This is a genomic window from Mesorhizobium sp. WSM3866, assembly GCF_002294795.1.
Taxonomy (GTDB): Bacteria; Pseudomonadota; Alphaproteobacteria; order Rhizobiales; family Rhizobiaceae; genus Mesorhizobium.
This window is the reverse complement of the sequence record NZ_NSGC01000004.1, coordinates 329,949-354,735: the sequence shown is the minus strand read 5'-3', so window position 1 is coordinate 354,735 and position 24,787 is coordinate 329,949. Positions and strand designations below refer to the sequence as shown.

Sequence of the window (24,787 nt, the reverse complement as noted above, 5' to 3'; positions counted from 1 at the left end):
AGGTAAAAGGAATGGCCGCGATCGAGGCAGAAAGAAGCGAACCGGTCGAAGGATTGCGGGCACGCGTTCTCGCGGTCGATGACGACGAACGCAATCTGCTTGCCATCGCGGAGGTGCTTGGCGAAGTCGGCGAGGTCGTCTGTGCCCAGTCGGGTGAGGAAGCGCTGCGCTTCCTGCTCAAGGAAGATTTCGCCGTCATCCTGCTCGACGTGCTCATGCCGAACCTCGACGGCTACGAGACGGCCACGCTGATCCGCCGGCGTGAACGATCGAAAAACACGCCGATCATCTTCCTTACCGCGATCAGCAAGGAAGAGGCGCATATGCTGCGCGGCTATGACGTCGGCGCTGTCGACTACCTGTTCAAGCCGTTCGACCCGGTGATGCTTCGCTCCAAGGTTATGGTCTTCGTCGATCTTCATGAGAAGACGCGCGAGATCGAGCGAAACGCGGCGCGGGAGCAGCGGCTGCTCGAACAGGCGCTGAAGGCCAAGTCGGACAAACTCGATGCCGAGCGGGCGCTGCGCCATTCGGAAGCAAGGCAGGAGGCTATTCTTGCCTCGCTTCCAATTTGTTTTCATGCCCGCTCGGCTGAGGCGCCTTTCGCCCCAAGCTACGTCTCGAAAGGCGTCGAGCGGCTGACAGGGTTCCCGCCGAGCCGTTTCCTGTCGCATCCGGATTTCGGGCTCAGCCGGGTTCACCCCGACGATCGCGAGGAGGTAACCAGGTCGCTTTCGGCGGCATGCGAGACGGGGTCCTATGGCTGCGAATTTCGCTGGCGGTGTGCCAATGATGAATATCGCATCTTCTTCGATCGGGGCGTGGTTTCCAAAGATGACGCTGGGCTCGAGTTGCTTGGCACCATGCAAGACATAACAGAGCAACGCCGCCTGGAGAGCCAGCTGCTGCAGTCGCAGCGGCTCGATGCGATCGGCAAACTGACCGGCGGACTCGCCCATGACTTCAACAACCTCCTCGCGGCGATCCTTTCCGGCCTAAGCCTGCTCGAGCGACAGCTGACGCTGGACGGCAACGCTACCAAGATCCTCGACATGACACGCCGCTCCGCCGGGCAAGGCAGGGATCTCGTCCAGCGCATGCTCGCTTTTTCGCGGCGCCAGGACCTGAAGCCCGTGGCAGTACCCTTGTCGAGCCTTGGGGATACGATGAACGGGTTGGTTGCCCCGGTCCTTGGAGGCCTCGTGCGCTTCAAGTGGCTGGTGAGTGACGACACATGGCCCGTGTATGTGGATGCGGCGCAGCTCGAGCTCGCCTTGATGAACCTCATCTTCAATGCGCGAGACGCAATGCCTTCGGGAGGCACGGTTCTCGTCCGGACGAGCAACCGCAGCGTCGGCCACGCGGGCGACGAACTGCCGGCCGGCGACTATGTGGTGGTCGCTGTCGAGGACACCGGGACCGGAATTGCCGGCGACATGATAAGCAAGGTGGTCGAGCCGTTTTTCACAACCAAGCCGATCGGGAAGGGCACGGGGCTGGGTCTCAGCACCGTCTATGGTTTCGCCAAGCAGTCGGGCGGCACGCTCAGGATAGAGAGCGAGGTGGACCGCGGCACCATCATAGAACTGTGGCTGCCCCGATCCAATCAGCCGCAGGATGTCACCGAGGCTATCGCTGTTGCCGGCGCAGAGGCTGTCGAGGCTGCCGACGCGGAGCGCGCCACGGCGGTTGGCGAACGATCGCTGACCGTTCTGCTCATCGATGACAGCCACTCCTTGAGAGAAATGACGGCCATGTCGCTCAGGCAGTCCGGCTTCGAGGTCGTAGGGGCCTCCGGCGGAGCCGAAGCGCTTGCCGCCATTGAGAGAGAGCCGGATCGATTCGACGTGATCGTCACCGACTTTGCCATGCCCCTTATCTCGGGCATAGACGTGATCCGGTTTGCCCGCAATCTGCGTGCCGGCTGGCCCGCGGTCATGATCACCGGCTATGCGGATGCGGAGAAAATCGTGGAGCGCCCCCTCGATGTCGCGCTCGTCGGCAAGCCGTTCGACGAAAAAGACCTTGTTGTGGCCATACATGCCGCAGCGCGCGGCAAGCTAATCAACGCCTCGGCATAGCTTCCCCTGTTACCTGTCCTCGATGATCCTCAAATAGGCCGCGGTCACGAACAGCACGATGAAACCGAAGAGGATGCGGCGGCCGCCTTCGGGCATATGCAGGATGGTGAGCAGCGTCGTCAGCACGGTCAGGATCAGCGCGCCGACAATGGTTCCCATATAGCCGCCGCGGCCGCCGAAGATCGAGGTGCCGCCGATGACGGCGGCAGCCACCGAAGGTAGCACCAGCGGCTCGGCGAGCGACAGCGAGGGCGCCTTGATCAGGCCGATATAGAGCAGGCCGGTGATGCCGGCGAGCAGGCTGGAGATGACATAGAGCGCCGTGATCACCTGCCAGTAGCGGACGCCCGAAAGCCGTGCAGCGCGCTCATTGTCGCCGACGGCGTAGAGCAGGCGGCCGAAGCCTGTACGGTTCAAGGTGAAGACGATCAGCACCGCCACCGGCACGAACAGGAAGAGCGCGTTGGGGAAGCCGTAGGTGAGACCGGTGCCGAGCCAGTTGAGGAAATCCGGGATCTTGGCGCCGGAGGCGATCACGGTGCGCTGGTAAACCTGCAGGAAGCCGGTGCCGATCAGGCTGGTGCCGAGCGTCATGATCAGCGGATGGACGCGGAAGACGCCGACGCCGACGCCGTTGACGAGGCCGATCAGCACCGCCGGCAGCATGGCGAGGATGAAAGCCACCGTCGGATCCTGGTTGACGATTTGCGTCGCCATGATGAAGGCGCTCATCGTCGCCACCGTGCCGACCGAGAGGTCGATGCCGCCGGTGAGCATCGTCATGGTCTGACAACCGGCGAGGATTGCCAGCGGAATGGCGAACTTGGCGGTGTTGGCGATCCAGCGCTCGTTGACGATCCCGGGGCGAAGAACCTGCAGGATCAGCACCAGTATGACGAGCAGGATGATCAGGGGAATGAGCGGCCGATCCGCCATGAAACGCTTCAGGCGGCGGCCGAGCGAGACCGGCTGGGGCATGGTCGCGCTGTTCGTCATGGTGTTGCTCCTGCCGGGCGGCCCCGGATGGTGATGAAGGCGCCGAACATCACCACGGCGACCATGATCGCGCCCTCGATGATGGCCGTGACGTTGGGATCGATGGCCAGAAGCGTCAGGTCGGTGCGCACCAGCCTGAGCACGAAGACGGCGATGATCGGCCCGAGCAGCCCTCCCTTGCCGCCACCGAGCGCGACGCCGCCCAGCACCACCGCCGCGACGCTGGCCAGCAGATAGGGACCGGGGATCGGCGCGCCGATGCCGGTGCTGATGGTGAGCGACAGCCCGCCAAGTGCTGCGAACAGGCCGGAGAGCGCGTAAGCGACGATCCTGGTGCGGGCCACCGGCACACCGCTGCGGAAGGCGGCGAGCTCGTTGCTGCCGATGGCGTAGATGGAGAGGCCAAGCCGCGAGCGCCTGAGCGGGATCCAGATGACGAAGAGGCAGACAAGCAGCAGCACCAGCGCCTTCGGGACCCAGGCATCGGCCCAATCCGGCAGGCCGGGGATCGGCATGGTGCCGACGACGGTGGCCTTCAGCCACTCGGCGGCTGCGCCGCCGGGCGCGTCAAGCACCAGAAGCGCCGCGCCTTGCAGAACGAAGAGCGTGGCTAAAGTAACCACGATATCCGGCACTCGGGTCACCACGATCAGGAGGCCGTTCAGCGCGCCGAGCACAAGGCCCATGGCCAGCACGAAGGGCACGACGAAGTACGCATATTCCTCGCTGGCGCCGTTCATCATCGAAGCGGCGGTGACGCTGGTCAGCGCCATCATGGCGGCAACCGAGAGGTCGATGCCGCCGGCGATGACCACCACAGTCTGCGCCGCGACGGCGAAGGCGTAGGGCAGAACCGCCCGCGCCAGCGAGCCGAAGTCGCCGCTGCCGTAGCCCGGCTGGATCAGCTTGGTGACGACGAACAGGAATACGAGCAGGGCGAGCAGGCCGGCGACCCAGCCCTGGCGGCGCAGGAAGCGCATCATGGCGCGGTCTCCGCGTCGGACGTTGGCCTGACATCGGCAAGGATGCCGACATCCGCCCTGGCGCCGCGCGGCAGGCCGTAGGCGGCCCGCATCAGAGCCGGCTCGTCGGCGAGCTCGACCGGGAAGGTGTCGACGACACGGCCGCCGAAGATGACGATGACGCGGTCGCAGACACGCTGCACTTCCTCCAGCTCGGATGTGTAGAAGAGGACCGATTTGCCGAGGCCGGCGAGCTCGCGCAGCAATTTGTAGATTTCCTGCTTGGTGCCGACATCGATGCCGCGCGTCGGGTCGAAGCAGAGGATGGTGCGGGCATCTGCCGCGATCCAGCGGGCAATCGTCACCTTCTGCTGGTTGCCGCCGGAAAGGCGCTGGACCTCGCCCTGCGCGCGGGTGTCGATCTGCAGCCGGGCGATGGCGCTTGAAACCACCATATGCTCCCGGCGCACCTTGATCGGTCCCCATTTGCGCAGCGCAGCGCTGAAAGGCAGCGCGATGTTCTCGCGCACCGAACGCTGCATGGCTAAAGCCTCTGTGCGGTCACCCGGCACGTAGGCGAGGCCGGCCTGGATGGCATCGCTTGGATGGAAGAACTTCACCGGCGCGCCATCGACGGCGATCGTGCCGCCGGCCGGGCGGATCGAGCCGGCAAGGGCGGCGAAGAGCTCGTCCTGGCCCTGGCCCTCGAGCGCGACGACGCCGGCCACCTCGCCATTGGCGAGATCGAAAGAGACGTCATGCAGCTTCGTGCCGAGCTGCAGGTTGCGGACCGAAAGCCGAGGGTGGCTGTCCTTCACGACCGGCGCTTCGCTTGCCGTGCGCGCCGCGGCGACGCTGGTCTTCTCGATACGGGCGCCAAGCATCATCTCGACGATCTTTTCCTCGACGCCGGGCTCGATGTCGATGACGCCGACGGTTGCGCCGTCGCGCAGCACTGTGGCTCGGTCGCACAGCGCCGAGATCTCGACGAAACGGTGCGAGATGAAGATGACCGAGCGGCCGCTGTCGCCCTGGCGGCGCACGACTTCCAGCACTTTTTCGGCAAGGTTGGCGGGCAGCGCGGCCGTCATCTCGTCGAGCAGCAGAACGTCGGGCTCGGCGGCGAGCGCGCGCGCTAGGTCGAGCACACGCAGGACGGCCAGCGGAATGTCGCGCGCGGTCTCGCGTATGTCGAGGTTCGGAATGCCGAGCTCGCGCACCCAGGCGCGGAACGGCTCGACCGGCGTGCCAGTGAGCCTGAGATTGGAAAGCACATCGAGGTCAGGGATCAGCGCCGGTTCCTGGTAGACCGGCAGCAGGCCGGCGCGACGCGCGGCGGCCGGAGAGCGGACATCGCGAGCTTCGCCGCGGATCAGGATGCGGCCGGCATCCGCCGGGATCGCACCGGTCAGGATCTTAACAAGGGTCGACTTGCCGGCGCCGTTGGCGCCCATCAGCGCATGCACTTCGCCCGGCAGCACCGATAATGATGCGTCACGCAGCGCCGAAACCGCGCCGTAATTCTTCGCCACGCCGGTGGCGTCCAGCAATGTATTGTTCGGCAATTCGTTCGTCGTCAAAACCAGCGTTCTCGCATCAAGCACCGAGGACGGCAGGTTCGCACCTGCCGTCCCAGCGACCTTATCTGCCGCAGTTCCTTATCGCAAAAACCGTAGGATGCTTTTGCGAAATCTGCGAAGTTGAAGTCGGTCGGGCGATTATTCGCCCGGACCCTTGCAGGCGACGATCTGCTCCTTGGTGTAGGTGGTCCAGTCCGGGATAGAGATCGAGACCGGCCATTCGGGGCTGAGCGACGGGTCGGCGGCCGCCTTCAGCTTGGCCTTGCCTTCCTCCGTGACATTTTCCCAGAGCTGCGGCTCGACCAGAACGGTTTGCTGCGCCGGCTTCTTGCCGTCGAGGATCTGCAGTGCGAGCGTAACGCCGGCGCCGCCGATCGAGCCGGGATTGGTGACGGCAGCGCCGACCAGACCCTTAACCGTGTTCAACTGACCGACGAAGCCGGCATTGTCGGCGCCGACAACCGGCACCATCGGCGCCTGCTGCTCGACCAGAGCGTCGACGATGACGTTGTCGATGCCGGAGGTCCAAATGCCGTTGATCGGCGTTCCGGTGGCGAGGAAGGACAGGATCTGCTGCTTGGCCTGGTCCTGCTGCCAGCCGGTGAAGACTTCCTGCGCGACCTTCACGTCGGGGAATTCGGCCAGCGCCTTCTTGAAGCCCTTGTCGCGGTCGCTGTCGGCGGAAGCACCGGCGGCGCCGCGCATGTACAGCACCTCGCCCTTGCCGCCCATCTGCTGGAACAGCCACTTGGCGCCGAGATAAGCATACTGTTCCTGGTTGTTGGAGATGATGTATGCGGACGGCTCGGTCACCGCCTGGTCGACAGCAACGACGACGATACCGGCCTTGGTGGCTTCCTCCAGACCGGCCTTGATGCCGGCCGGATCGGCCGGGTTGACGACGATGGCGTTTACCTTGGCGCTGATCAGATTGCGGATGTCCTCGAGCTGGCCGGCGGCGTCGGTGTTGCGGTGGGCGATGTTGAGCTTCGCCACTTCGCCGGAGGCGAGCGCCTGGGCCTTCATGGCGCAGATCATTTCCTCACGCCAGCCATTGCCCTGCACGGTGTTGGAGATGCCGATCGTGTATTTGCCTTCGGCGGACGACACGCCCACCGAGCCAAGCAAGGCAGCGCCGGCAAGCAGTGGGGCCATGGTCAAGTATTTCTTCATTTCAGTACTCCTCCACATTGATTTCAGTTCCTGGGCTCCGAAGCGATCGAAGCCTAGCCGTTTGTCACCTCATTTGACGAAGGGGCGCAGCACGTCGCGAGCCAGCAGAAAACCGCGCTTGACCTTCTCGTCGCTTCCCTCGAACCGGCGGTCCTCATGCTCGATGACCACCGGCCCGTCATATCCGGCCCGGTAAAGGCCCGAAAAGATGCTGCTCCAGTTGATGTCGCCAAGCCCCGGCATGCGTGGCACCTGCCAGCCTATGCCTGCGGAAAGGATCCCGCGCTCATACAAACCATCATGATCGATCATCAGGTCCTTGGCATGCACATGCAGCATGTGCGGGCCGAACTCGCGGATGAAGCGTTCCTTGTCGATCATCTGCCAGACGAGATGCGAGGGGTCGAAATTCATGCCGACGTCGCCGCCCCAGGCCTCGAGAATCCGGCGCCAGACATAGGGCGAATAGGCGATGTTGTGTCCGCCCGGCCATTCGTCATAGCTGAAGATCATCGGGCAGTTCTCGAAGGCGAGCTTGACGCCGTGCTCGCGCGCGTGGGCGATGATCGCGGGCCAGATTTTCTGCGCGGCCTGCCAGTTGTCGTCGACAGTCTTCGAGGCGTCGCCGCCGCAGAAGGTGTTGACGAGCGAGACACCCATTCGGCTTGCCAGCACGATCACCTTCTTCAGGTGATCGATCACCGCATCGCGATGCGCCTGATCGGGATGCAACGGATTGGGATAGAAACCGAGACCGGAGATCGTCAGGCCCTTGCCGGCGAGCTCGGCGGCAATGTCCTTGGCTTGCGCGGGGGAGGTGCCGGCGGCGTCGATATGGCTGGTGCCGGCATAGCGGCGGCTGGCGCCCGAAGTCTTCGGCCAGCAGGCGATCTCGAGCGCTTCGAAGCCGGCCGAGTTCGCCCAGTCGGCGACATCGCCGAGAGCAATATCCGGAAATGGTGCCGTGAGCAGTCCAAGCTTCATGATGCCTCCCGCTTCGTACTATGCAGATCGTGCTGGTCGCTTCAACCGTCCGTCTGTTGGGTCAGCGCACACATGTCTGACAAAGGCCATCGGATCATCTGACAGCAAACCATCGAGGCTGGTGACGACATTTGCATGGAACACGTCGCTGGCGGCAAGTGACGGATGAAAGATGGCTTCGATGGCAAGGATTGCATTGGCAAGGGCCTTGCTGTCCGAACCAACGCGGTCGGCGATGGCCGCAATCTTTTCGGCAAAAGGATCGGACACCTGCCAGGCGCGGCCGAAGCGCGACGATGCCTTGATCAGATAGGCCATCCAGCCCGCGATCGGAACCGACAGCAGCGCGCTGCTTTGGCCCTTAGCCAGGCGATCACTGACCGGGTTGAGCAGGCGCTGGACGATCTTCTGCGAGCCGTCGGTAGCAATCTGGTGATTGCGGTGGCGGATCGCCGTGTTGGCGAGGCGCGAAAGGCTTTGCTCGACATAGGCCGACGGCGAGATGCCGGGCACGGGCATCAGCGTCGGCAGCGTCTCTTCCGTCAGCATGCGGCGGACGAAGGTGGCAAGCAACGGGTCGGCCATGGCGTCCGATGTGTGCTCGAAGCCGCCCAAAACGCCAAGATAGCTGAGCGTCGTCTGGGCGCCGTTCAGCACCCGCATCTTGAGATGCTCGAACGGCGTGACGTCGTCTACGAAAGCGGCGCCGATGCGGTCCCAGCGCGGCACGCGGCCGGCGAAGCGGTTCTCGATCACCCATTGCCGAAAGCGCTCGCCGACGACGACGGCGCTGTCGCGATAGCCGAAGCGCTGCTCGACCGTCTCGATATCGGCCTCGGTCGTTGCCGGCGCGATGCGGTCGACCATGGCCGAGGGGAAGGCGATATTGGCGGCGATCCAGTCCGCCAAGCCGTTGCCGCGCCGCTCGGCGAATGTCTGCACGACATTGCCGAGGATAGTGCCGTTGGCCGGGATGTTGTCGCAGGAAAGCAGCGTCACCGGGCGGCCATGCGAGCCCATGCGCAGCTCAAGCGCTCGTGCCAGGATGCCGGGCACGCTGCGCGGGGCCTCGGGGTTGGCGAGGTCGTGGACAATGTCGGGATGGTCTAGGTCGAGCGCGCCGCTCGACGGGATGTGGCAATAGCCCTTTTCGGTCACCGTCATCGTGACCATCTCGATATCGGGCGAGGCGAGCACCTCGAGTGCGGGCGCGGCGCTGTGCTGGCTGTCGACCACACGGACGATGCTGCCGATGACGCGGGCCTCGATCTCGTTGTTCTGACGGATGAGCCGCGTATAGAGGCCGTCCTGCCGGCCGAGCGTCGCGGCGAGCACGGGAGGCCGGATGTTGATGCCGACCAGTCCCCAGCGGTCGAAATCGTCCGCCAGGAGGTCATCGGTGTATTCAGCCTGGTGGCAGCGGTGAAAGGCGCCGACGCCGATATGGGCAATGCCCGGCTGCAGCGCCGAGCGAGCGTAAGCCGGTCTGCGGACTTCAGGCGGCACAACGCCGAGCAGGGCGGGGCCGAGATTGGCGGAGGGTGAGATGCTCACCGGTTCGCTCCGATCACCCATTGCTCCTGGTCGATCAGCGCGCCGGTCATCGGCCCGGCCGCGTCGGAAAGCAGGAAGACGGCGAGGTTCGCTACGTCGGCAACGGAGAGTAGCCGGCCGAAGGGCTGCGCGGCATTGGCCGCGTCTAGCCAGCCCGGGCCGTGGCCGAGCGTTTCGGCCTGCATGACGCGTTCGGCGGGCGTGTCGGTCCAGCCGACATTGATGCCGTTGACGCGGATGCGATCGAAGCGGTGCGCGTTGGCGGCATTCTTGGTCAGCGTCGCCAGAGCGCCCTTGGTGGCGGAATAGACGGCGAGGTCCGGCGCGCCGCAATGCGCATTGATCGACAGGATGTTGACGACGGCGCCGCCTTGTCCGCGCTTTTTCATGTCGGCGATCGCCGCCTGCATCAGGAAGAAAGGCGCACGCGCATTGACGGCGAACAATGATGTCCAGTCGTCGAGGCCGGCATCGACGAAGGAGGCCCGGTCGGTCAGAGCCCCTGCATTGACCAGCCCGTCGATGCGGCCGAAGCGCTCGGTGCATGCGGCGGCGAGCAGGGCCGGAGTCTCCGGGACGCCGAGGTCGGCTGCCAGGAAAGCGGACGGCGCCCCGATCGCCGACAGTTCCGCCGCGACCGCGTCGCCGCGCTGCCGGTTGCGGCCGGTGATCAGCAAACCTTCGGCGCCGGAACGGGCGGCCGTCCAGGCAATCGCGCGGCCGATGCCTTGGGTCGAACCGGTGATCAACAAGACCTTGCCGTCGAGCCGAACCTCCATTCCTCCTCCCGGAACAAAGTTTCTATTTTCTCGAATATGGAACGACAGTTCCTTGCAGTCAACTGCGCCGATCAACCTGTCCGCCGCGCGACGACGCCGTGGACCAAAGCCATGCCGACGGCGAGCGAAGCGGCGAGCGAGCGGAAGCCTGCGAAGTCCTGTTCCACCACTTCCAGCCAGGTGTCGGAGAGTTTCACCAGCGGTGAGAAGGTGCTGTCGGTGATGGCGACGATGCGTGCTCCGCGATCATGGGCGAGGGCGACCAGGTCTGGCGTAATCGAGTTGTAAGGGCTGAAGGAAACGGCGAGCACCGCGTCGCGCTGGCTTATGCAGCCGACCTGATCGAGCGCGGTCGAGCCGACATTGTCGACCAACACGTTGCGCACGCCCTGTTGCGACAGCGTCAGCGACAGATAGGTGGTGACCGGGAAAGCGCGCTTGCTGCCGATGACATAGATCAGCTCGGCTCCCGCCAGCAAGTCGGCCATCTTGTCGAAGCTGTCGGTGTCGAAGCCATTGCCGATGCGGTTGAGCGAAGCCTGCGAGGCGCCGACCATGCCGTTGAGGAAATGCAAGTCGGCGTGGGGTTCGGCTGCTGCCGGTCCCTTGTTGTCGCGCGTGCGTCCTTCCGGCCAGGAGCCTTTCATGTGGTCCTTGAACAGGCCTTGGAAGTCGGAAAAGCCGGCATAGCCGAAGATCTGCGCGAAGCGTACCAGCGTCGAGGGCTGCACGCCTGCCTGCGCCGCCACCTGGGCGATGGTGCCAAGCGCAACGTCGCTCGGATGCTGCCATAGGAAGATGGCGACCTGGCGCATCCTTTTCGGGAAATGCACGGTGCCGGAGGAGAGCACCGCGCGCAGCTCCTCATAGGTTTGTGGTTTCGTGTGGCCAAGTGCCGCCAGCGAACGGCCGCGTTTCCGGGTAACGCTCTCGCCGGGTGAGGTTCGTGCGCCGCTCATCAGATGGGCCGGATTCGAGCTGTTGTACCTGAGGCGCCCCGAACTTGCGATGAAGATCGCCAATTGTCGACGTTTGGAGAAAGGGGAGAATTCAAAACCTGAAGCGATTGTCTTGCTTCCATCGCCTGGACAAGCCGGCAGGTAGCCATGCGACGCTTCACCATTCGAACCCTCCTCCACCGGTCTCGCATAAGGCTAGTGCGGCACGATCGTTTTACAAAACAAAATTTGGAAAGGCTGTTCGAAATTGGCGAGGCGCCTCCTATAGTCCCTGTGCTGGACGGCATCCGGGAGGACTCGAACCATGGTCTCCGCAACCGCTGACGGAACCTTCCGCAGGCGCCTGACGGTCGGCATGGTCGGCGGCGGTCGCAACGCCTTCATCGGCGCGGTTCATCGGTTGGCCATGCGGCTCGACGACCAGATCCTGCTGGTGGCGGGTGCGCTGTCCTCGGATGCCGAGAACGCTGCGGCATCCGCCGCTGAGATCGGCATCGCGCCGGAGCGCAGCTATGACGACTACCATGCGATGGCAAAGGCCGAAGCGGCGCGGACGGACGGCATCGAGGCGGTGGTCATCGTCACGCCCAACCATCTGCATGCGCCGATCGCCACTGCTTTCCTAGAAGCCGGCATCGACGTCATCTGCGACAAGCCGCTGTCGACAACGCTTGCCGAGGCTGAGGCGTTGGTGGCGCTGACGAAAGCCAAGAAGCGCCGCTTCCTCGTCACATTGAACAACACCGGTTACGCCATGGCGCGCCAGGCGCGCGAAATGGTGGCAGCGGGCGAACTCGGCCGCATCCTGTCCGTGCACGGTGCCTACATCCAGGACTGGCTGACGCAGCCGATCGACGCGCAAGGCCAGAAGCAGGCCGAATGGCGCACCGACCCTGCGCGCGCCGGGCAATCGGCGGTGCTTGCCGACATCGGCGTGCACGCCTTCAACCTGGCGAGCTTCATCTCCGGCTTCGAGGCTGACGCCGTATCGGCGGACCTTTTCACCGCCGTGCCAGGTCGTCGCCTCGACGACAACGCGCATGTCCTGGTGCGCTGGACCGGCGGGGCGCGCGGCACCATCCTCGCCAGCCAGACTTCGCCCGGCCACTACAACGATCTCTCGGTGCGCATCTATGGCGACCGGGCCGGGCTCGAATGGTCGGGCACGCGGCCGGAGGAACTGCGCTTCGCGCCGTATGGCGAGGAGGCACGCACGCTGGTGCGCGGCGGCCACGGCTCGACGACGGAAGCCCGGCGCGTCTCGCGCATGCCGGCGGCGCATCCCGAGGGCTATATCGAGGCCTTCGCCAATTTCTACCGCGATGCCGCCGACATCATCCGCGCGCATCGAGCGGGCGCTGCGGTCGATGTTGCGCGCGCGGCGCAGGTGCCGGACGTTCGTCGACGGCGCTCGTGGTGTGAAGTTCCTGGCGGCGGCAGTGGAGTCGAACGCGGCCGGAGGAGCCTGGACGCCGGCGCGGTTTGAATAGACGCCGGCTTGGTGCTTTGAATCGTTCAATCCGCTTTACAATGCGGGGCGGCGCGACCGGCCGACGTGTGGCCAATCAGCCGAGCGGCCGAGGTCGGCCTCATCGATGATGTCCCGCACCGATATGGCCTCGTGGCCCTGCACCGAGCGCACCCGAGTGCTTGGGAGGCACGTCGTTCTCATCCGGATTGGGAACGGGTTCCTCGTCCGGCAGCCTCTCCGGATCTGGTTCGCGCATCGGTTTTGGGTCGGGAAACGGCGGCGGCGTGGGGACCGGCGTTGGCGTGGGGTCGGGAGTGGGGAGAATAGCCATAAGGTGGTCCCTCGTTGCGCTGGCAGAGCAGTCCGCGAGATGCGGTTTGGGCAACCGGTATCTGCCCGACCAGAACATGATGGGTAGAGCCGCCTCATCCGACGCTTCATCGACACCTGATCACCGGCGGCTGACGCATGGCAGAACGGCCTCGACCGGGGATGGTTCCACAGCGATCCCGCCGCGCTTCGGCGGGGTCGGACACGAATGACGATCAAATGATTTCCCGTCGCCCATTTCGCCCTTGCCGGCGCCATGCAGCGCCTTAGTTCCGTTTGCGGGGCGGGTGATCATCTGCCGACATAGGAGGCGGCCTTGAAGCACCAAACCGTAGACCAACTCAATGCCGTTGCCGACGTTCATGCTGAAGCAGCGGTTCTCATCGCCAGTCGTGGCCAACGCCTCGAACGCTGGGCGCAACTTCTCGAGCAGGATCCCGGCCGGCGCCTTATGGCGCTTGCGGGCACCGAATACGCCACACCCGACGTGCGCGAAAAGATGCGTTCCACCGGATCGCCGATTACTGTCGCCTTCGAAGACCCGATCTTTCGTGCTCAGGGCCTGAAGGACGACACCTACGGCGAAGCAAAGCGCTTCTTCGAACTCAGCGACTGGCAACTGCACGAGGTCGTCTGCCATTGCCATGTCGGCGCCAATCTGCCGGCACGCTGGGCGGCGTCCCGCGTTCGCGCGGCCATCTCTCCAGGCTCGGGCATTCTTGCCTGGCTGAGATCGGTGTTCATGCACTAAGACGACTGCCGCGGTTCGAAGAACCGCGGCAAGTTCAATCCTTATCGGAGACGGAGGGGAGTTGTCCCCAGCCGTCGGTAGCTAGAGCGATTCACCGTTTTGCGAGAACGTCGAACCGCTCTATCTTTTTGCTTTCGCTCATTCTGCTGTTGATGCAATTCCCCGCGCGAAGTTTGGGACTGTGTCTGGAATTTGCTCTTAGGGCTGCCCGCGCCGCACCTCCACTCAGCGATCGATCTCTCCGAACACGATATCCAGCGATCCGATGATGGCCGCGACATCGGCGATCATGTGCCCGCGCGACAGGAAGTCCATCGCCTGAAGGTGGGCGAAAGACGGCGCACGTATCTTGCAGCGGTACGGAACATTGCTGCCGTCAGAGACAAGATAGACGCCGAATTCGCCTTTGGGCGCCTCCACCGCGGCGTAGACCTCGCCCTGCGGCACATGATGGCCTTCGGTGTAGAGCTTGAAATGGTGGATCGTCGCCTCCATGGAACGCTTCATGGTGGCGCGCGGCGGCGGCGTGATCTTCTGGTTCGGTACGGCGACCGGGCCGTGCCCGTCGGGCAAGCGCAGCTTCTCCAGACATTGCCTCATGATCCTAACCGACTGCCGCATCTCCTCCATGCGCACGAGATAGCGGTCGTAGCAGTCGCCGTGCTTGCCGACCGGAATGTCGAAATCCATTTCGGGATAGCATTCATAGGGTTGCGCCTTGCGCAAATCCCAGGCCGCGCCCGAGCCGCGCACCATCGGGCCGGAGAAACCCCAGGCCCAGGCATCGTCCTGTCCGATCACGCCGACGTCGACATTGCGCTGCTTGAAGATACGGTTTTCGGTCAGGAGTTCATCGAGATTGCTCAAAGTTCCCAGGAACGGATCACAGAAATTCCAGATGTCGTCGAGCAACTCTCCCGGCAGATCCTGATGCACGCCGCCGACCCTGAAATAGTTGGCATGCATGCGCGCGCCCGACGCGCGCTCATAAAAGACCATCAGCTTCTCCCGCTCGGCGAAGCCCCAGAGCGGCGGCGTCAGCGCGCCAATATCCATCGCCTGCGTGGTGACGTTGAGCAGGTGCGACAACAGCCGGCCGATCTCGCAAAACAGGACGCGGATAAGCTGTCCGCGCCGGGGAACCGATATTTCGAGCAGCTTCTCGGCGGCGAGGCAGAAGGCATGCTCCTGGTTCATCGGCGCCACATAGTCGAGCCGGTCGAAATAGGGCAGGGCCTGCAGATAGTTCTTGTATTCGATCAGCTTCTCGGTGCCGCGGTGGAGCAGGCCGATATGCGGATCGGCGCGGTCGACGATCTCGCCGTCGAGTTCCAGCACCAGCCTGAGCACACCATGCGCCGACGGGTGCTGCGGTCCGAAGTTGAGCGTGAAGTTGCGAATTGCGGTTTCGGCCATGGCGGCCTCTTCGCGGACTCTCATTTTGTTTGGCCGCTGCAGTCGGGTCAACCGCCCGCGGCGCCGCTGATCATGTCGTGGTCTGGATGATCAGCGTCAGCGTGCCGTCGCCGTCGATGTTGGCCGCGACGACCTGCGAGGAATTCAGCCCGTTCGCATGCAGCACCGATACCGCCTCGGGCGAGGCATCGATCGATTTCTGCAGCTTGGCCAGGTCCGTGGCGGTTGTCCTGGTGACCACGGCTTCGGCCTGGACCTTGATCTCCGCGGGCAGGTCCTCCATCGCCACCACCACGACGTTGGTAACGGTCTGGCCGGAACTTGGCGGATCGGGTTGCACCTGGTCGAGCCGAGGTTGTTCAGCCGGGGGCAGAACCTGGGGCGATTGCGGATCGGCGTGTTGAGCCGAGACCGACTGCGCCAGGGCAAGGGTCGAAAGAGCGAGCATCATCGTCAATGTCCGCATCGTCTTTCCTTCCATGTATCGAAGTCTGACGACACAACCCCTCCGCCCGGCGATGGTTCCGGCCCAAGAGGGCAAGTGACGGTGAATGTTGGCGGGCGACGGCTGGATATCTCACACAGCCAAAACTGACAGCGCAGCAGCCTGCAGGCGTTCGAACGCGGCAAAGCGCCTGTCGTGGCAGGCAGCGAGCGCGGCGTTCGGCGAATAGACCTCCCCCACCTCCGACATCGCCGCCATGGCCGCGCGAAGGTCGGAGTGGCGCCCGGCGGCCACCGCGCCGAGCATCGCTGAGCCGAGCAGCACCGGCTCGGGGGACGTTGGCGCGTAGACCACCTTGCCGGTGGAGTCGGCGATGAGCTGCCGCACGAGCGGGCTCTGCCCTGCGCCGCCGCTGATGGCGATCGTATCGATGTTGATGCCGCGGCCATGCATGGCGGCCAGGATCTGGCGGGCGCCATAGCCGAGGCCGCAGAGACCGGCGACATAGAGCGCGACGAGACTGTCGGCCCCGGTCGCCATGTCCAAGCCGGCGACCAGTCCGCGCGCGTCGGGATTGGCCAAGGGGGCACGATTGCCTAGAAATTCGGGAACGACATGCAAGCCGCCGACCAGTCTGTCCGCCTTCGCCGCACCGCCATGCCGCTCCGCCTCCTGCGCCAGCCACTGGCTGAGGTTCTGGCCGCCTCGCGCCGCGATCCCGGCCAGCTCGACGGCGGCGGGGTGCATGCCGACCAGGCGATCGATGGCGGCGCCCGCGGCCGACTGGCCGCCTTCGTTCAGCCACAGCCCCGGCACCATCGCGGAGAAATAGGGCCCCCACACGCCCGGCACGAAAGCCGCCTGCTCGGTCGTCGTCATGGTGCAGGCCGAAGTGCCGAAGACATAGGCCATGCGCGTGGTCACATCGCCGGCGCCGCCGCGCGCGCCGACCGAGCCGATGCCGCCGGCATGCGCATCGATCATGCCGGCGGCGACCGGCGTTCCGGGCAAAAGGCCAAGCTCGGCCGCCGCCTTGCTCCTCAAGCCGTTGGGCAGCGCGCTCCCCGGCGCCACGACCTCGGTGCCGATCCGGGCAAATTCCTCATCCGCGAGCGCGCCGAGCCCGACCTTGCGAAAATAGCCATCATCCCAGCGTGCCTCGTGCGCGAGATAGGTCCATTTGCAAGTCACCGTGCAGGTCGAGCGCGCCAGGCTGCCGGTGGCGCGCCAGGTGAGGAAATCGGCGAGATCCATGAACTGCCATGCCGCGGCGAAGGTCCGCGGCATGTTCTCGGCGAGCCATAAGAGCTTCGGGGTTTCCATCTCGGGCGAGATTGTGCCGCCGACATAGCGCAGCACGTCCTCGCCGGTGCCGTTGATCCTGCGCGCCTGCTCGGTAGCGCGGTGGTCCATCCAGACGATGATGTTGCGCTCGGGATCCCCTGACGGGCTGACCGTCAGCGGCTCGCCACCCGGCCCCAGAACGACAAGCGAGCAGGTGGCGTCGAAGCCGACGCCATGCACCGACTGCGCCGGGATGCCGGCAAGCGACACCGCCTCGCGAACGGTCGTAGAAACGGCGCGCCAGATGTCATTGCTCGATTGCTCGACGATATGGCCTTCGGCATGCCAGGTGGCGATGTCGGCCTTGGCGGACGCAAGCATGGCGCCCGCTTCGTCGAAGACGCCCGCGCGGGCACTGCCGGTTCCGATGTCGATGCCGATGAAATGACTGCTCATGACTTCAGATCCTTCGCCCGATCCGTTCGGTTGCTATAGGTCATTGCTTTGCGGCAGGATGACAAGGGTCGCGGATGGTGATGTCACCTTCGTTTCCTTGTCGGTGTTGCCGTTCCGGCCAGTGGCGCAGCCAAGCTTTACCTTGCCGGGCACGTTTGCCATGCCAACTCGATGCCGTTGCTTGTCGAGCCGGCTGGCTAGGCCGCTTTCGCAAGGTTGATGTTGTGCAGTGTCAGCCGCCGGAAATGCGAGGGCGTCATGCCCTTTTCGGCGAGAAACTGCCGGTTGAAGTTGGAAAGGGTGTTGTAGCCGACCTCGAAGCAGATGCTGGTGATCGAAGCCTGCTCGTCGCTCATCAGCATCTGGCAGGCCAGGTTGATGCGCAGCCGCTTCACATACTGAACCAGCGTCATACCGGTGTGCTGGCGGAAGGAGCGGGAGAACACACTGGGCGACTGGCCGGCGATGGCGGCTAGGTCCGTCTCGCTGAAGGGCTGGGTCAGGTTCTCGCGCAGATAGGCAAGCGCCTTGTTGATGCCGGCCGACATATACCCCGACGGATCGGGCAGGTAGCTCGCGCTGGCCAGCATGCGCGCGCCTTCGGCGCGGCTGAGCAGACCCATTATCATCATGAACAGCTCGATGCGGCGCACGCCTTGCGAATTCATGATCTCTTCCATCAGCGGGCCAAGCTGCTTGCTGGTCTGGCGGCTGAACAGCACGCCGCGGCGCGAGGCTTCGAGCACCGGCGTCAGCGCCGCGAGCTCGGGGAAGGTATTGATGGCGCCGTCGATAAAGCCTTCATTGAACTGGATGATGCGGCAGCGCAGGGGCACCGTCGCGTCCTTCGGCACATCGCTCACCCAGTTGTGCGGCAGGTTGGGGCCGGTCAGCACCAGATTGCCCGGCTCGAACTCGCCGATGAAGTCGCCGACGAAATAGCGGCCGCGGGTGGCGACGATGAGATGCAGTTCGTATTCCGGATGGAAATGCCAGCGCACCGTGCGGAACGGGTAACCGTGCGACCAGGCAGTGAAAGACTCGCCCGGCCTGATCTGCACAACTTCAAGATCGGGTTTCATCGCTGCTCCTCCCGTATTGAAGCCAAGGCGCGTCCCCTCTACGACGCGCCGTCGGTTTCGGCCTCATGTCAGCCAAGCTATCGAGCCGACAAGATCTTCGCCACCATGTTCGCGTCACTCCATTGGTACTTTTTTGACTATTCTGAGCCTCCACGGCGCTGAGCGGCGCCTCAAACGACGCCGCGTTCCTCGCTCCTTATGCGGAAAGCATCGACGGCGATCGCAAGCAGGATCATCGCGCCGCCGATCATCTGAATGTAATAGGCCGAGACGTTGATGAGCTGCAGGCCGGTCTGGATGACGGTGATGAGCAGCGTGCCGCCGAGCATGCCGATGACGCGGCCGCGGCCGCCGAACAGCGAGACGCCGCCGATGACGGGTGCTGCCACGGCATAGAGCAGCGTCGTGCTGCCGACGGTCACGCTGACGCCGCCGAGATAGGAGGTGTAGAGGAAGCCGGCCACTCCAGCGAGGAAGCCGGAAGCGCTGAAGGCGCCAAGCCTCGCGCGCTTGACGTTGATGCCTGCGGCATTCGCCGCCCGGCGGTTGCCGCCGGTGGCATAGAGGTTGCGACCCCAGGCCGAATAAGCAAGCACGACATGCGCCAGGAGATAGGCGACGAAGAGGGCGATCGGCATTACCGGCCAGCTGCCGATGGTGGCGCTGCCTATGTAGCTGTAGCCTTCATCGGTCACCACCATGGTGCGGGCCTGGGTGGCGCCGAGCACCGCGCCTTGCAGAAAAAGCCCCATGGCCAGCGTCGCGATCAGCGAATTCATGCGCAAATAGGCGACGAAGTAGCCGTTGAGCAGACCGACGAGCCCCCCGGCAACGATGGTGATGAGCACGGCCAGCGTCCAGTGGACGCCGAACTGCTGCATGGCATAGGCGCCGACCATGCTCGAGAAGACCAGATTGCCGACCACCGAGAGATCGATCTCGCCGATCAGAAGCGTGAAGGAGACCGCCAGCACCAGCACGCCCAGCGTGGTCGCCTGCACCAGCACGTTCTGCAGATTGCCTTCCGAAAGGAAGAAGGGATTGAGGAAGCCGGCGAGGATGCTGAACACGATGATCAGGATCCAGACCACATTGTCGAGAAGGAATTTCTTGCTGGTCATGTCTGATACTGCCCCTGTCATCGCGCCGCTCTCGCTTCGGCGATCGCATCGATGGTGATCTCGGCGCCGCGCAGCATTCGCGCGATTCGACCCTTGGAGAAGATCACCACGCGGTCGACGAGGCGCTGCATCTCTTCCGGGTCCTGCGCGAGCAGAAGCACGCTAACGCCCTCCTTCGTCGCATCGTCGATCAGGCGGTGGATCTGCTCCTTGGCGGCGACATCGACGCCGACGGTCGGTTCGTCGAGCAGAAGCAATCTCGGCTTGCGTTCCAGCAGCCGGCCAAGCAGCACCTTCTGCTGGTTGCCGCCAGACAACTCGCCGATCTCCTGGGCGCTGCTGCCCATGACGATCTCCATGGCGCCGCGCGCCTCGCGCATGCGGCGGTTCATGCCGGCGCCGCTCACCAGCCAGCCGAGCGATAGCGGCCAATTGCCGAGGTTGAGGTTCTCGGCCACCGACATCGAGCCGACTAGGCCTTCGCCGATGCGGTCATGGGTGAGGTAGGCAATGCCCGAGCCGAGGCTCTGCCCCGGCGAGCCGAGACGCGCTTCCCGGCCAGCGATCAGGACGGCACCGGCCTCGATGGGCAGCAGGCCGCCCAGCGCCCGCATCAATTCCTGCGGCCCTTCGCCGAGCAGGCCGACGAGGCCGACGATCTCGCCGTGGCCGATCGCAAGATCGACCGGGCCGCCGCCGGAAAAGGATAGCCCGCTGAGCTCGATGGCCGCGCCATGATCCTTGCGGGCGCGGTGGAATTCGGCGACGTCGGCGCCGGTGATGACGCGCGCCATGGCCTCGGCCGAAAGCTCCGCCGCTTTGCCGCTGGCGGTCACCTTGCCGTCGCGCAGCACCGTGTATTCCGAACAGAGCTGGCGCACCTCGTCGTTGTGGTGCGAGATGTAGATGAAAGACGTGCCGCGTTGGGTGAGGCTCTCGACCCATTCCAGCAGATGCAGCCGCTCGGCCGCCGCAAGGCCTGCGGTCGGCTCGTCGAGGATGATCAGCGAGGCTTCGGCCGCGACCGCCTTGATGATGGCGAGCCTGCGCCTGTCGCTGGCGCCGAGGTCGCCGGCGCGCCGCCTCGGGTCGACCGGCATGCCATGGCTTTCGAGCTGGCGCGCCGCCAGGCGGCGGAGCGCGGGCCAGTCGGTCAGGCCGTAGCGTCTCGGCAGATCCGGCAGCAGAAGGTTCTCGCCGATCGAAAGGTCTTCGAAGATCTCCGAATGCTGCGACAGAAGGTGGAGTCCGCGCTTCTTGCGCGCCGTCAACGGCAGAGCCGACACGTCCTCCCCATTCAACAGGATGGTGCCACTGTCGAGGCGCAACAGGCCGGCGATGATGTTGGATAGCGTCGATTTGCCGGCGCCGTTCTTGCCGAGCAGGCCATGGATCGCGCCCCGCGACACGCTCAGCGAGACGCCGTCCAACACCGCAAGCGGGCCGAAGCGCTTGAAGACATTGTCGACGGTCAGAACAGCGTTGGCACTGTCCTGCGCAAGGCTATCGGGCACGATCGTGCCGTCGGCGTTGACCATTGGGATAACCGGCAATCTCGAAATGAGGTGAGAACGCGATGGCGCGTTCTCACCCGCCTCGTCGGCTGCGATCTCAGCCGGCGTTCTGCTGCATCTTCCACACCTGGGTCACGACATTGGCCCAGTGGCGCGGGTCGTCGGCATTTTCCTTGGTGAGGAAGTAGGGCGGGATGGTGAGCAGCGGGCCGGACGGGCTGTCGGCGATCGTGCCCTTCTCCCAAAAATACTTCTTGTTTTCGTAAGGTCCGGTCGGAACCGGCTTGCCCTTCAGCGTGTACTCTTCCAGCAGGTCGACGACGATCTCGACATAGGCGATCGGGTCCTGTGCGATGTCGGCGTCGATCTCGCCGGCCTTCACCCATTCCAGCGCATTCGGCGAGGCATCGATGCTGGTCAGGATGATGTGCTTCTCATGGCCGACCGGAAACAGCCGTTTCTGCGTTTCGAGTGCCTTGCGGGCATCAACGACGAAGATGTCGGTCGGCATGTGGATGGCGTCGAGGTCCGGCCGCTCGCGCAGCGTCGCCGAGACCACGGCGAGCGCCTGCTCATGCTGGTTGCTCTGCGGCCGCGAGATGATCTCGATGTCGGGATATTTGCTCTTAAGCGTGTCCTCGAAACCGTCTTTGCGGTCGCGCAGCGCCACGGCGGTCAGCGAGCCGTAATTGTTGAGCACGCTGCCCTTCGGCGAGCCGTGCTTCTTGGTGAGCAGCTCGGCGGTCTTCTCCGCCGCCATGACGCCCGACTGCTTGTTGTCGAAGGTCACCGAAGCGGCTACCTCTCCGCCGGTAAGCACGGTGTCGACCATGCCGAGCGGCACGCCGAGCGACTTCGCCTTCTTGCTCAGTGGGATGAGCAGCTCCGAATCCAGCGCGTCGGAAATGAGGTAGCGCGGCTTCTGCAAGAGCAGGCTGTTCCAGTCGTTGACCTGCGCGTTGGCATCGCCATTGGCGTCCTTGCCGACGAATTCCAGGCCGAGGCTTTCGACCTTGCGCTTCAGCGCCTCCTGCAGCACGACGAAGAAGAAGAAGCCGAGATAGCCGGTCTCCCAAGCCACAACCTTGGAGGTCGTGCCTTGCGCCGCGGCGCGCTCGCCGCCCGCCAGCAACAGGCCGCCGGCAGTGGCTGCCGCGCCCTGCAAAAGCGCGCGGCGGTTCAATGTTAAGCTCTTGGTCTCGCAACCCATGTCTCGCTCCCTGAAATGGTTGGAATCTTTGCCGGTAGAGCTTTCCACCAAGCCCGCCCGGCGGGGCACTCAGCCCCAAACATCCCCCGGAACGTTTCCTCCCCCGGACGATCTGATCAGGCTAGGCGCGCGCTATCCGGCCAGCCACCACGTTCCGGGGCGGGTGTTAGTACTTTTTTGATTCCGCTAGTGAAAGCCGAGGCCGCGATTACGACTGCGCTACAACATGCTCGACCTCCGGCGCGCTGCATTCGGAGTCAAAAATCTATGTGTCGCGGAAAGCGCAACCGGTAGCTCGCGCCGCAAGCCGCGACTATCTGTCTGGCGGAGGGCCGCGCGTCGAAACCGAAGGGATGGAGAGAATGAAGCACTGGATCGGAACCTGGAGCGCAAGCCCGATGAACGTCTGGCCGGGAGACGCCGTGCTCTATGGCTTCCACCGGCAGACGGTACGCCAAGTCGTGCGCGTCAGCACCGGCGGTGAGAGGTTGCGATTGAGGCTGTCCAACGAATATGGCGCCTCGCCGATTCGGATCGGCGCCGCGACCGTCGCGCTTGCCGCGAAAGACGGCGAGGTCGACGCCGGCAGCATCCGGCAGGTGACGTTCGGCGGCGAACGGCAGACCGATCTAGCGCCCGGCGCGCCGCTGCTCAGCGATGTTGTGGACCTAGCGGTTCCCGATCTCGGGCAGATCGCGATCAGCCTCTATTTCCCCGATTTCGCTCCGATCGAGACCTATCACTACGAGGCGCAGCAGACCGCCTACATCTCCGAAATCGGCGACTTCGCCGGCGCAGCCGAACTGCCGGTGCAGCAGACCTCGACCAGCCGCTATTTCCTCAGCGCCGTGCTGGTCGAGAGCGGGCCGGACAGTGGCTCTCTGGTTTGTCTCGGCGATTCCATCACCGACGGCTTCGGCTCGACCGTCGACGGCAATGCGCGCTGGCCGGACCGGCTGGCGGAGCGGTTTGCGAAAAGCGGCCGGCTGTCAGGCATCGGCGTCCTCAACCAGGGGATCGGCGGCAACCGCGTGCTTGCCAGCCGCGCCCGCGGCGCCAACGCGCTCGCCCGCTTCGACCGCGACGTTCTGGGCTTTCCCAACGTCCGATGGGTCTCGGTGCTGGAAGGCATCAACGACATCGGCTGGCCGGAAACCATGCTTGCCGGCCGTCAGGAGGCCGTCGCCGTCGAAAGCCTGATCGCGGCTTACCGGCAATTGATCGCACGCGCCCGCCTCAACGGCATCAAGGTGCTGCTTGGCACGCTGCCGCCCTTCGGTGGCGCCTTCGAAGGCCAGCCGCTCAGAACCTTCTACTCTGCGACCAAGGAGCGCGACCGCGAGGCGGTGAACGCCTGGATCAGGACATCGGGCGAAGCCGATGCCGTCGTCGATTTCGAGCGTGCGCTGGCCGATCCCGCCAACCCGTCGAGGCTGCTCGCCGCCTTCGATTGCGGCGACGGCCTGCATCCGTCCGACGGCGGCTATGCCGAGATGGCTAGGCTGTTCGAGGAAGCTTTCGAGAGCTTGCTTCGCGGCCAATAGGATTACCTGGTTCTGCGAGTGGCGGCTGCTGCCCGCGCCGGCGCCTTCTGGATGTTGGCGGCGCTGCCCATGTCACCATTCTTGGTGCGACCCGCCCCGGTCGTGCTCCAATATCGGCGCCCGTCGTCGGGTGCAATTCGGCGAAACCACGGATGGCCAACCTCAGAACAGGACGACGAGCACTTAGCATAATGGACCTGACAGAAGAGCTCAGCTGTCCAGGAACAAACTGCAAGTCTTTCCGGTTTGGTGACCGAACCGATTGCGGTCACGAAAATGGTTGGACATAGAAGACATAATAATGAGCAGATTGCGCAGCTACTGAGGCGCCAGTTTTCCAGTGAGATAATGAGGCGCCATCTGCGTGCACTTCCGCTGTTTCGGACCGAGAGGTGGCTCCCTGACCGGCTTGCCGGGTTGATGGAGGTTTTAAAGCGAAGTGAGGGTCGAGGACGACGGCGTTGATTCTTGCTTCTGGCCTGAAGCGTCGACGTCAGGCTGGACGCAAAGGTCGTCTTTCGATCCCAATGGAGAAGAGATGGTGAGCAATGCGGCCGCTCAATAAGGCGTTGCTTGGGGCTGTGGCAGGCGTCGCGGCGACCATGGCGATGACATCAACGATGAGGCGCCTGCACGCAGTCCTGCCCGACGACGAGCGCTATCCGCTCCCGCCTCGCGAGATCGTCGACCGCACTTTTCCAGCTGTTGACGAGCGCGAAGCACGTTCAAGAACACTGCTTGCGCATTTCGGGTTTGGCGGTCTCACCGGTGCTTTGTTTGCCCTGCTGCCCACCACTCGAGGGAGCGGGATCGCCTATGGTTTATGCATCTGGGCGCTGAGCTATCTCGGTTGGATTCCCGCCGCCCGCATTCTGACCCCGGCGCACCGTCACCCCATCAGGAGAAACATGCTGATGATTGCAGCTCATGTCGTTTGGGGCCTGACGCTTTCGAGATCACTGAGAGAAATGGAACGCGCCGCCATCGAGGCGTTCGACCAGCAAGCCGAGAGGAGAAGCCGGTGACCGGGCGGCGCGTTCTGCGGAACGATCCGACCCTTCGGCCCGCCGCGCTGTCTTGTCCGGCGGGACATCG

19 protein-coding genes and 1 pseudogene are annotated in these 24,787 nt (G+C 64.4%); 5 read left to right on the top strand and 15 right to left on the bottom strand.

The window, feature by feature from the left end:
* Nucleotides 1-11: 11 nt before the first annotated feature.
* Nucleotides 12-2,081: a response regulator gene (locus tag CK222_RS12220; protein ID WP_095800538.1), complete on the top strand. Its 2,070-nt coding sequence runs from the start codon at nt 12-14 to the stop codon at nt 2,079-2,081.
* Nucleotides 2,082-2,090: 9 nt separating this feature from the next.
* Here CK222_RS12220 and CK222_RS12215 read toward each other — a convergent pair whose 3' ends face one another.
* From CK222_RS12215 to CK222_RS12180, 8 genes are all read right to left on the bottom strand, one after another.
* A complete protein-coding gene (locus tag CK222_RS12215) occupies nt 2,091-3,077 on the bottom strand; it encodes an ABC transporter permease (RefSeq protein WP_067003946.1) in 987 nt (328 codons plus the stop codon).
* On the bottom strand, nt 3,074-4,060 hold the full coding sequence (locus CK222_RS12210; RefSeq protein ID WP_067003944.1) for an ABC transporter permease: 987 nt from the start codon (nt 4,058-4,060) through the stop codon (nt 3,074-3,076). Before CK222_RS12210 ends, CK222_RS12215 begins: the two co-directional genes overlap by 4 nt.
* Complete coding sequence (locus tag CK222_RS12205) at nt 4,057-5,604, bottom strand: sugar ABC transporter ATP-binding protein (RefSeq protein WP_095800654.1); 1,548 nt, start codon at nt 5,602-5,604, stop codon at nt 4,057-4,059. The genes CK222_RS12210 and CK222_RS12205 overlap by 4 nt, the downstream gene beginning before the upstream one ends.
* 153 nt (nt 5,605-5,757) lie before the next feature.
* Nucleotides 5,758-6,792, bottom strand: coding sequence for an ABC transporter substrate-binding protein (locus CK222_RS12200; RefSeq protein ID WP_095800537.1), 1,035 nt, complete (start codon nt 6,790-6,792; stop codon nt 5,758-5,760).
* A gap of 69 nt (nt 6,793-6,861) precedes the next feature.
* The gene (locus CK222_RS12195; protein ID WP_095800536.1) at nt 6,862-7,776 is read right to left on the bottom strand and encodes a sugar phosphate isomerase/epimerase; all 915 of its coding nucleotides are present in this window, start codon (nt 7,774-7,776) and stop codon (nt 6,862-6,864) included.
* Between the two features lie 18 nt (nt 7,777-7,794).
* A complete protein-coding gene (locus CK222_RS12190) occupies nt 7,795-9,330 on the bottom strand; it encodes a mannitol dehydrogenase family protein (protein ID WP_245433015.1) in 1,536 nt (511 codons plus the stop codon).
* Nucleotides 9,327-10,109: an SDR family oxidoreductase gene (locus tag CK222_RS12185; RefSeq protein ID WP_095800534.1), complete on the bottom strand. Its 783-nt coding sequence runs from the start codon at nt 10,107-10,109 to the stop codon at nt 9,327-9,329. Before CK222_RS12185 ends, CK222_RS12190 begins: the two co-directional genes overlap by 4 nt.
* A gap of 71 nt (nt 10,110-10,180) precedes the next feature.
* Nucleotides 10,181-11,068: a MurR/RpiR family transcriptional regulator gene (locus CK222_RS12180; RefSeq protein ID WP_095800653.1), complete on the bottom strand. Its 888-nt coding sequence runs from the start codon at nt 11,066-11,068 to the stop codon at nt 10,181-10,183.
* A 304-nt stretch (nt 11,069-11,372) separates the two neighbouring features.
* Here CK222_RS12180 and CK222_RS12175 point away from each other — a divergent pair.
* Together CK222_RS12175 and CK222_RS12165 are read left to right on the top strand one after the other, a co-directional pair.
* Nucleotides 11,373-12,558: pseudogene (locus tag CK222_RS12175) on the top strand (Gfo/Idh/MocA family oxidoreductase).
* Nucleotides 12,559-13,185: 627 nt separating this feature from the next.
* Nucleotides 13,186-13,620: a hypothetical protein gene (locus CK222_RS12165; protein ID WP_067003930.1), complete on the top strand. Its 435-nt coding sequence runs from the start codon at nt 13,186-13,188 to the stop codon at nt 13,618-13,620.
* Nucleotides 13,621-13,845: 225 nt separating this feature from the next.
* Here the strand turns inward: CK222_RS12165 and CK222_RS12160 are convergent, their stop codons facing one another.
* The 7 genes from CK222_RS12160 to CK222_RS12130 form a co-directional block, all read right to left on the bottom strand.
* Nucleotides 13,846-15,036: an NADH-quinone oxidoreductase subunit D gene (locus CK222_RS12160; RefSeq protein ID WP_067004196.1), complete on the bottom strand. Its 1,191-nt coding sequence runs from the start codon at nt 15,034-15,036 to the stop codon at nt 13,846-13,848.
* Nucleotides 15,037-15,106: 70 nt separating this feature from the next.
* Complete coding sequence (locus CK222_RS12155; RefSeq protein WP_067319606.1) at nt 15,107-15,502, bottom strand: hypothetical protein; 396 nt, start codon at nt 15,500-15,502, stop codon at nt 15,107-15,109.
* A gap of 111 nt (nt 15,503-15,613) precedes the next feature.
* Entirely contained in the window at nt 15,614-17,221 is a 1,608-nt protein-coding gene (locus CK222_RS12150; RefSeq protein WP_095800533.1) for an FGGY-family carbohydrate kinase, read from the bottom strand.
* A 197-nt stretch (nt 17,222-17,418) separates the two neighbouring features.
* Complete coding sequence (locus CK222_RS12145) at nt 17,419-18,303, bottom strand: AraC family transcriptional regulator (protein WP_067003926.1); 885 nt, start codon at nt 18,301-18,303, stop codon at nt 17,419-17,421.
* A gap of 170 nt (nt 18,304-18,473) precedes the next feature.
* Nucleotides 18,474-19,424: an ABC transporter permease gene (locus CK222_RS12140; protein ID WP_176477623.1), complete on the bottom strand. Its 951-nt coding sequence runs from the start codon at nt 19,422-19,424 to the stop codon at nt 18,474-18,476.
* A 17-nt stretch (nt 19,425-19,441) separates the two neighbouring features.
* The gene (locus tag CK222_RS12135) at nt 19,442-20,962 is read right to left on the bottom strand and encodes a sugar ABC transporter ATP-binding protein (RefSeq protein WP_095800531.1); all 1,521 of its coding nucleotides are present in this window, start codon (nt 20,960-20,962) and stop codon (nt 19,442-19,444) included.
* Nucleotides 20,963-21,035: 73 nt separating this feature from the next.
* Nucleotides 21,036-22,148: a sugar ABC transporter substrate-binding protein gene (locus CK222_RS12130; protein WP_095800530.1), complete on the bottom strand. Its 1,113-nt coding sequence runs from the start codon at nt 22,146-22,148 to the stop codon at nt 21,036-21,038.
* A 362-nt stretch (nt 22,149-22,510) separates the two neighbouring features.
* On the opposite strand from CK222_RS12130, the gene CK222_RS12125 reads away from it, so the two are divergent.
* Both CK222_RS12125 and CK222_RS12120 read left to right on the top strand, forming a co-directional pair.
* Complete coding sequence (locus CK222_RS12125; protein WP_176477622.1) at nt 22,511-23,692, top strand: SGNH/GDSL hydrolase family protein; 1,182 nt, start codon at nt 22,511-22,513, stop codon at nt 23,690-23,692.
* 548 nt (nt 23,693-24,240) lie between these two features.
* Nucleotides 24,241-24,717, top strand: a complete 477-nt coding sequence (locus CK222_RS12120) for a hypothetical protein (protein ID WP_095800528.1) — start codon at nt 24,241-24,243, stop codon at nt 24,715-24,717.
* The last annotated feature ends 70 nt before the right edge of the window (nt 24,718-24,787 follow it).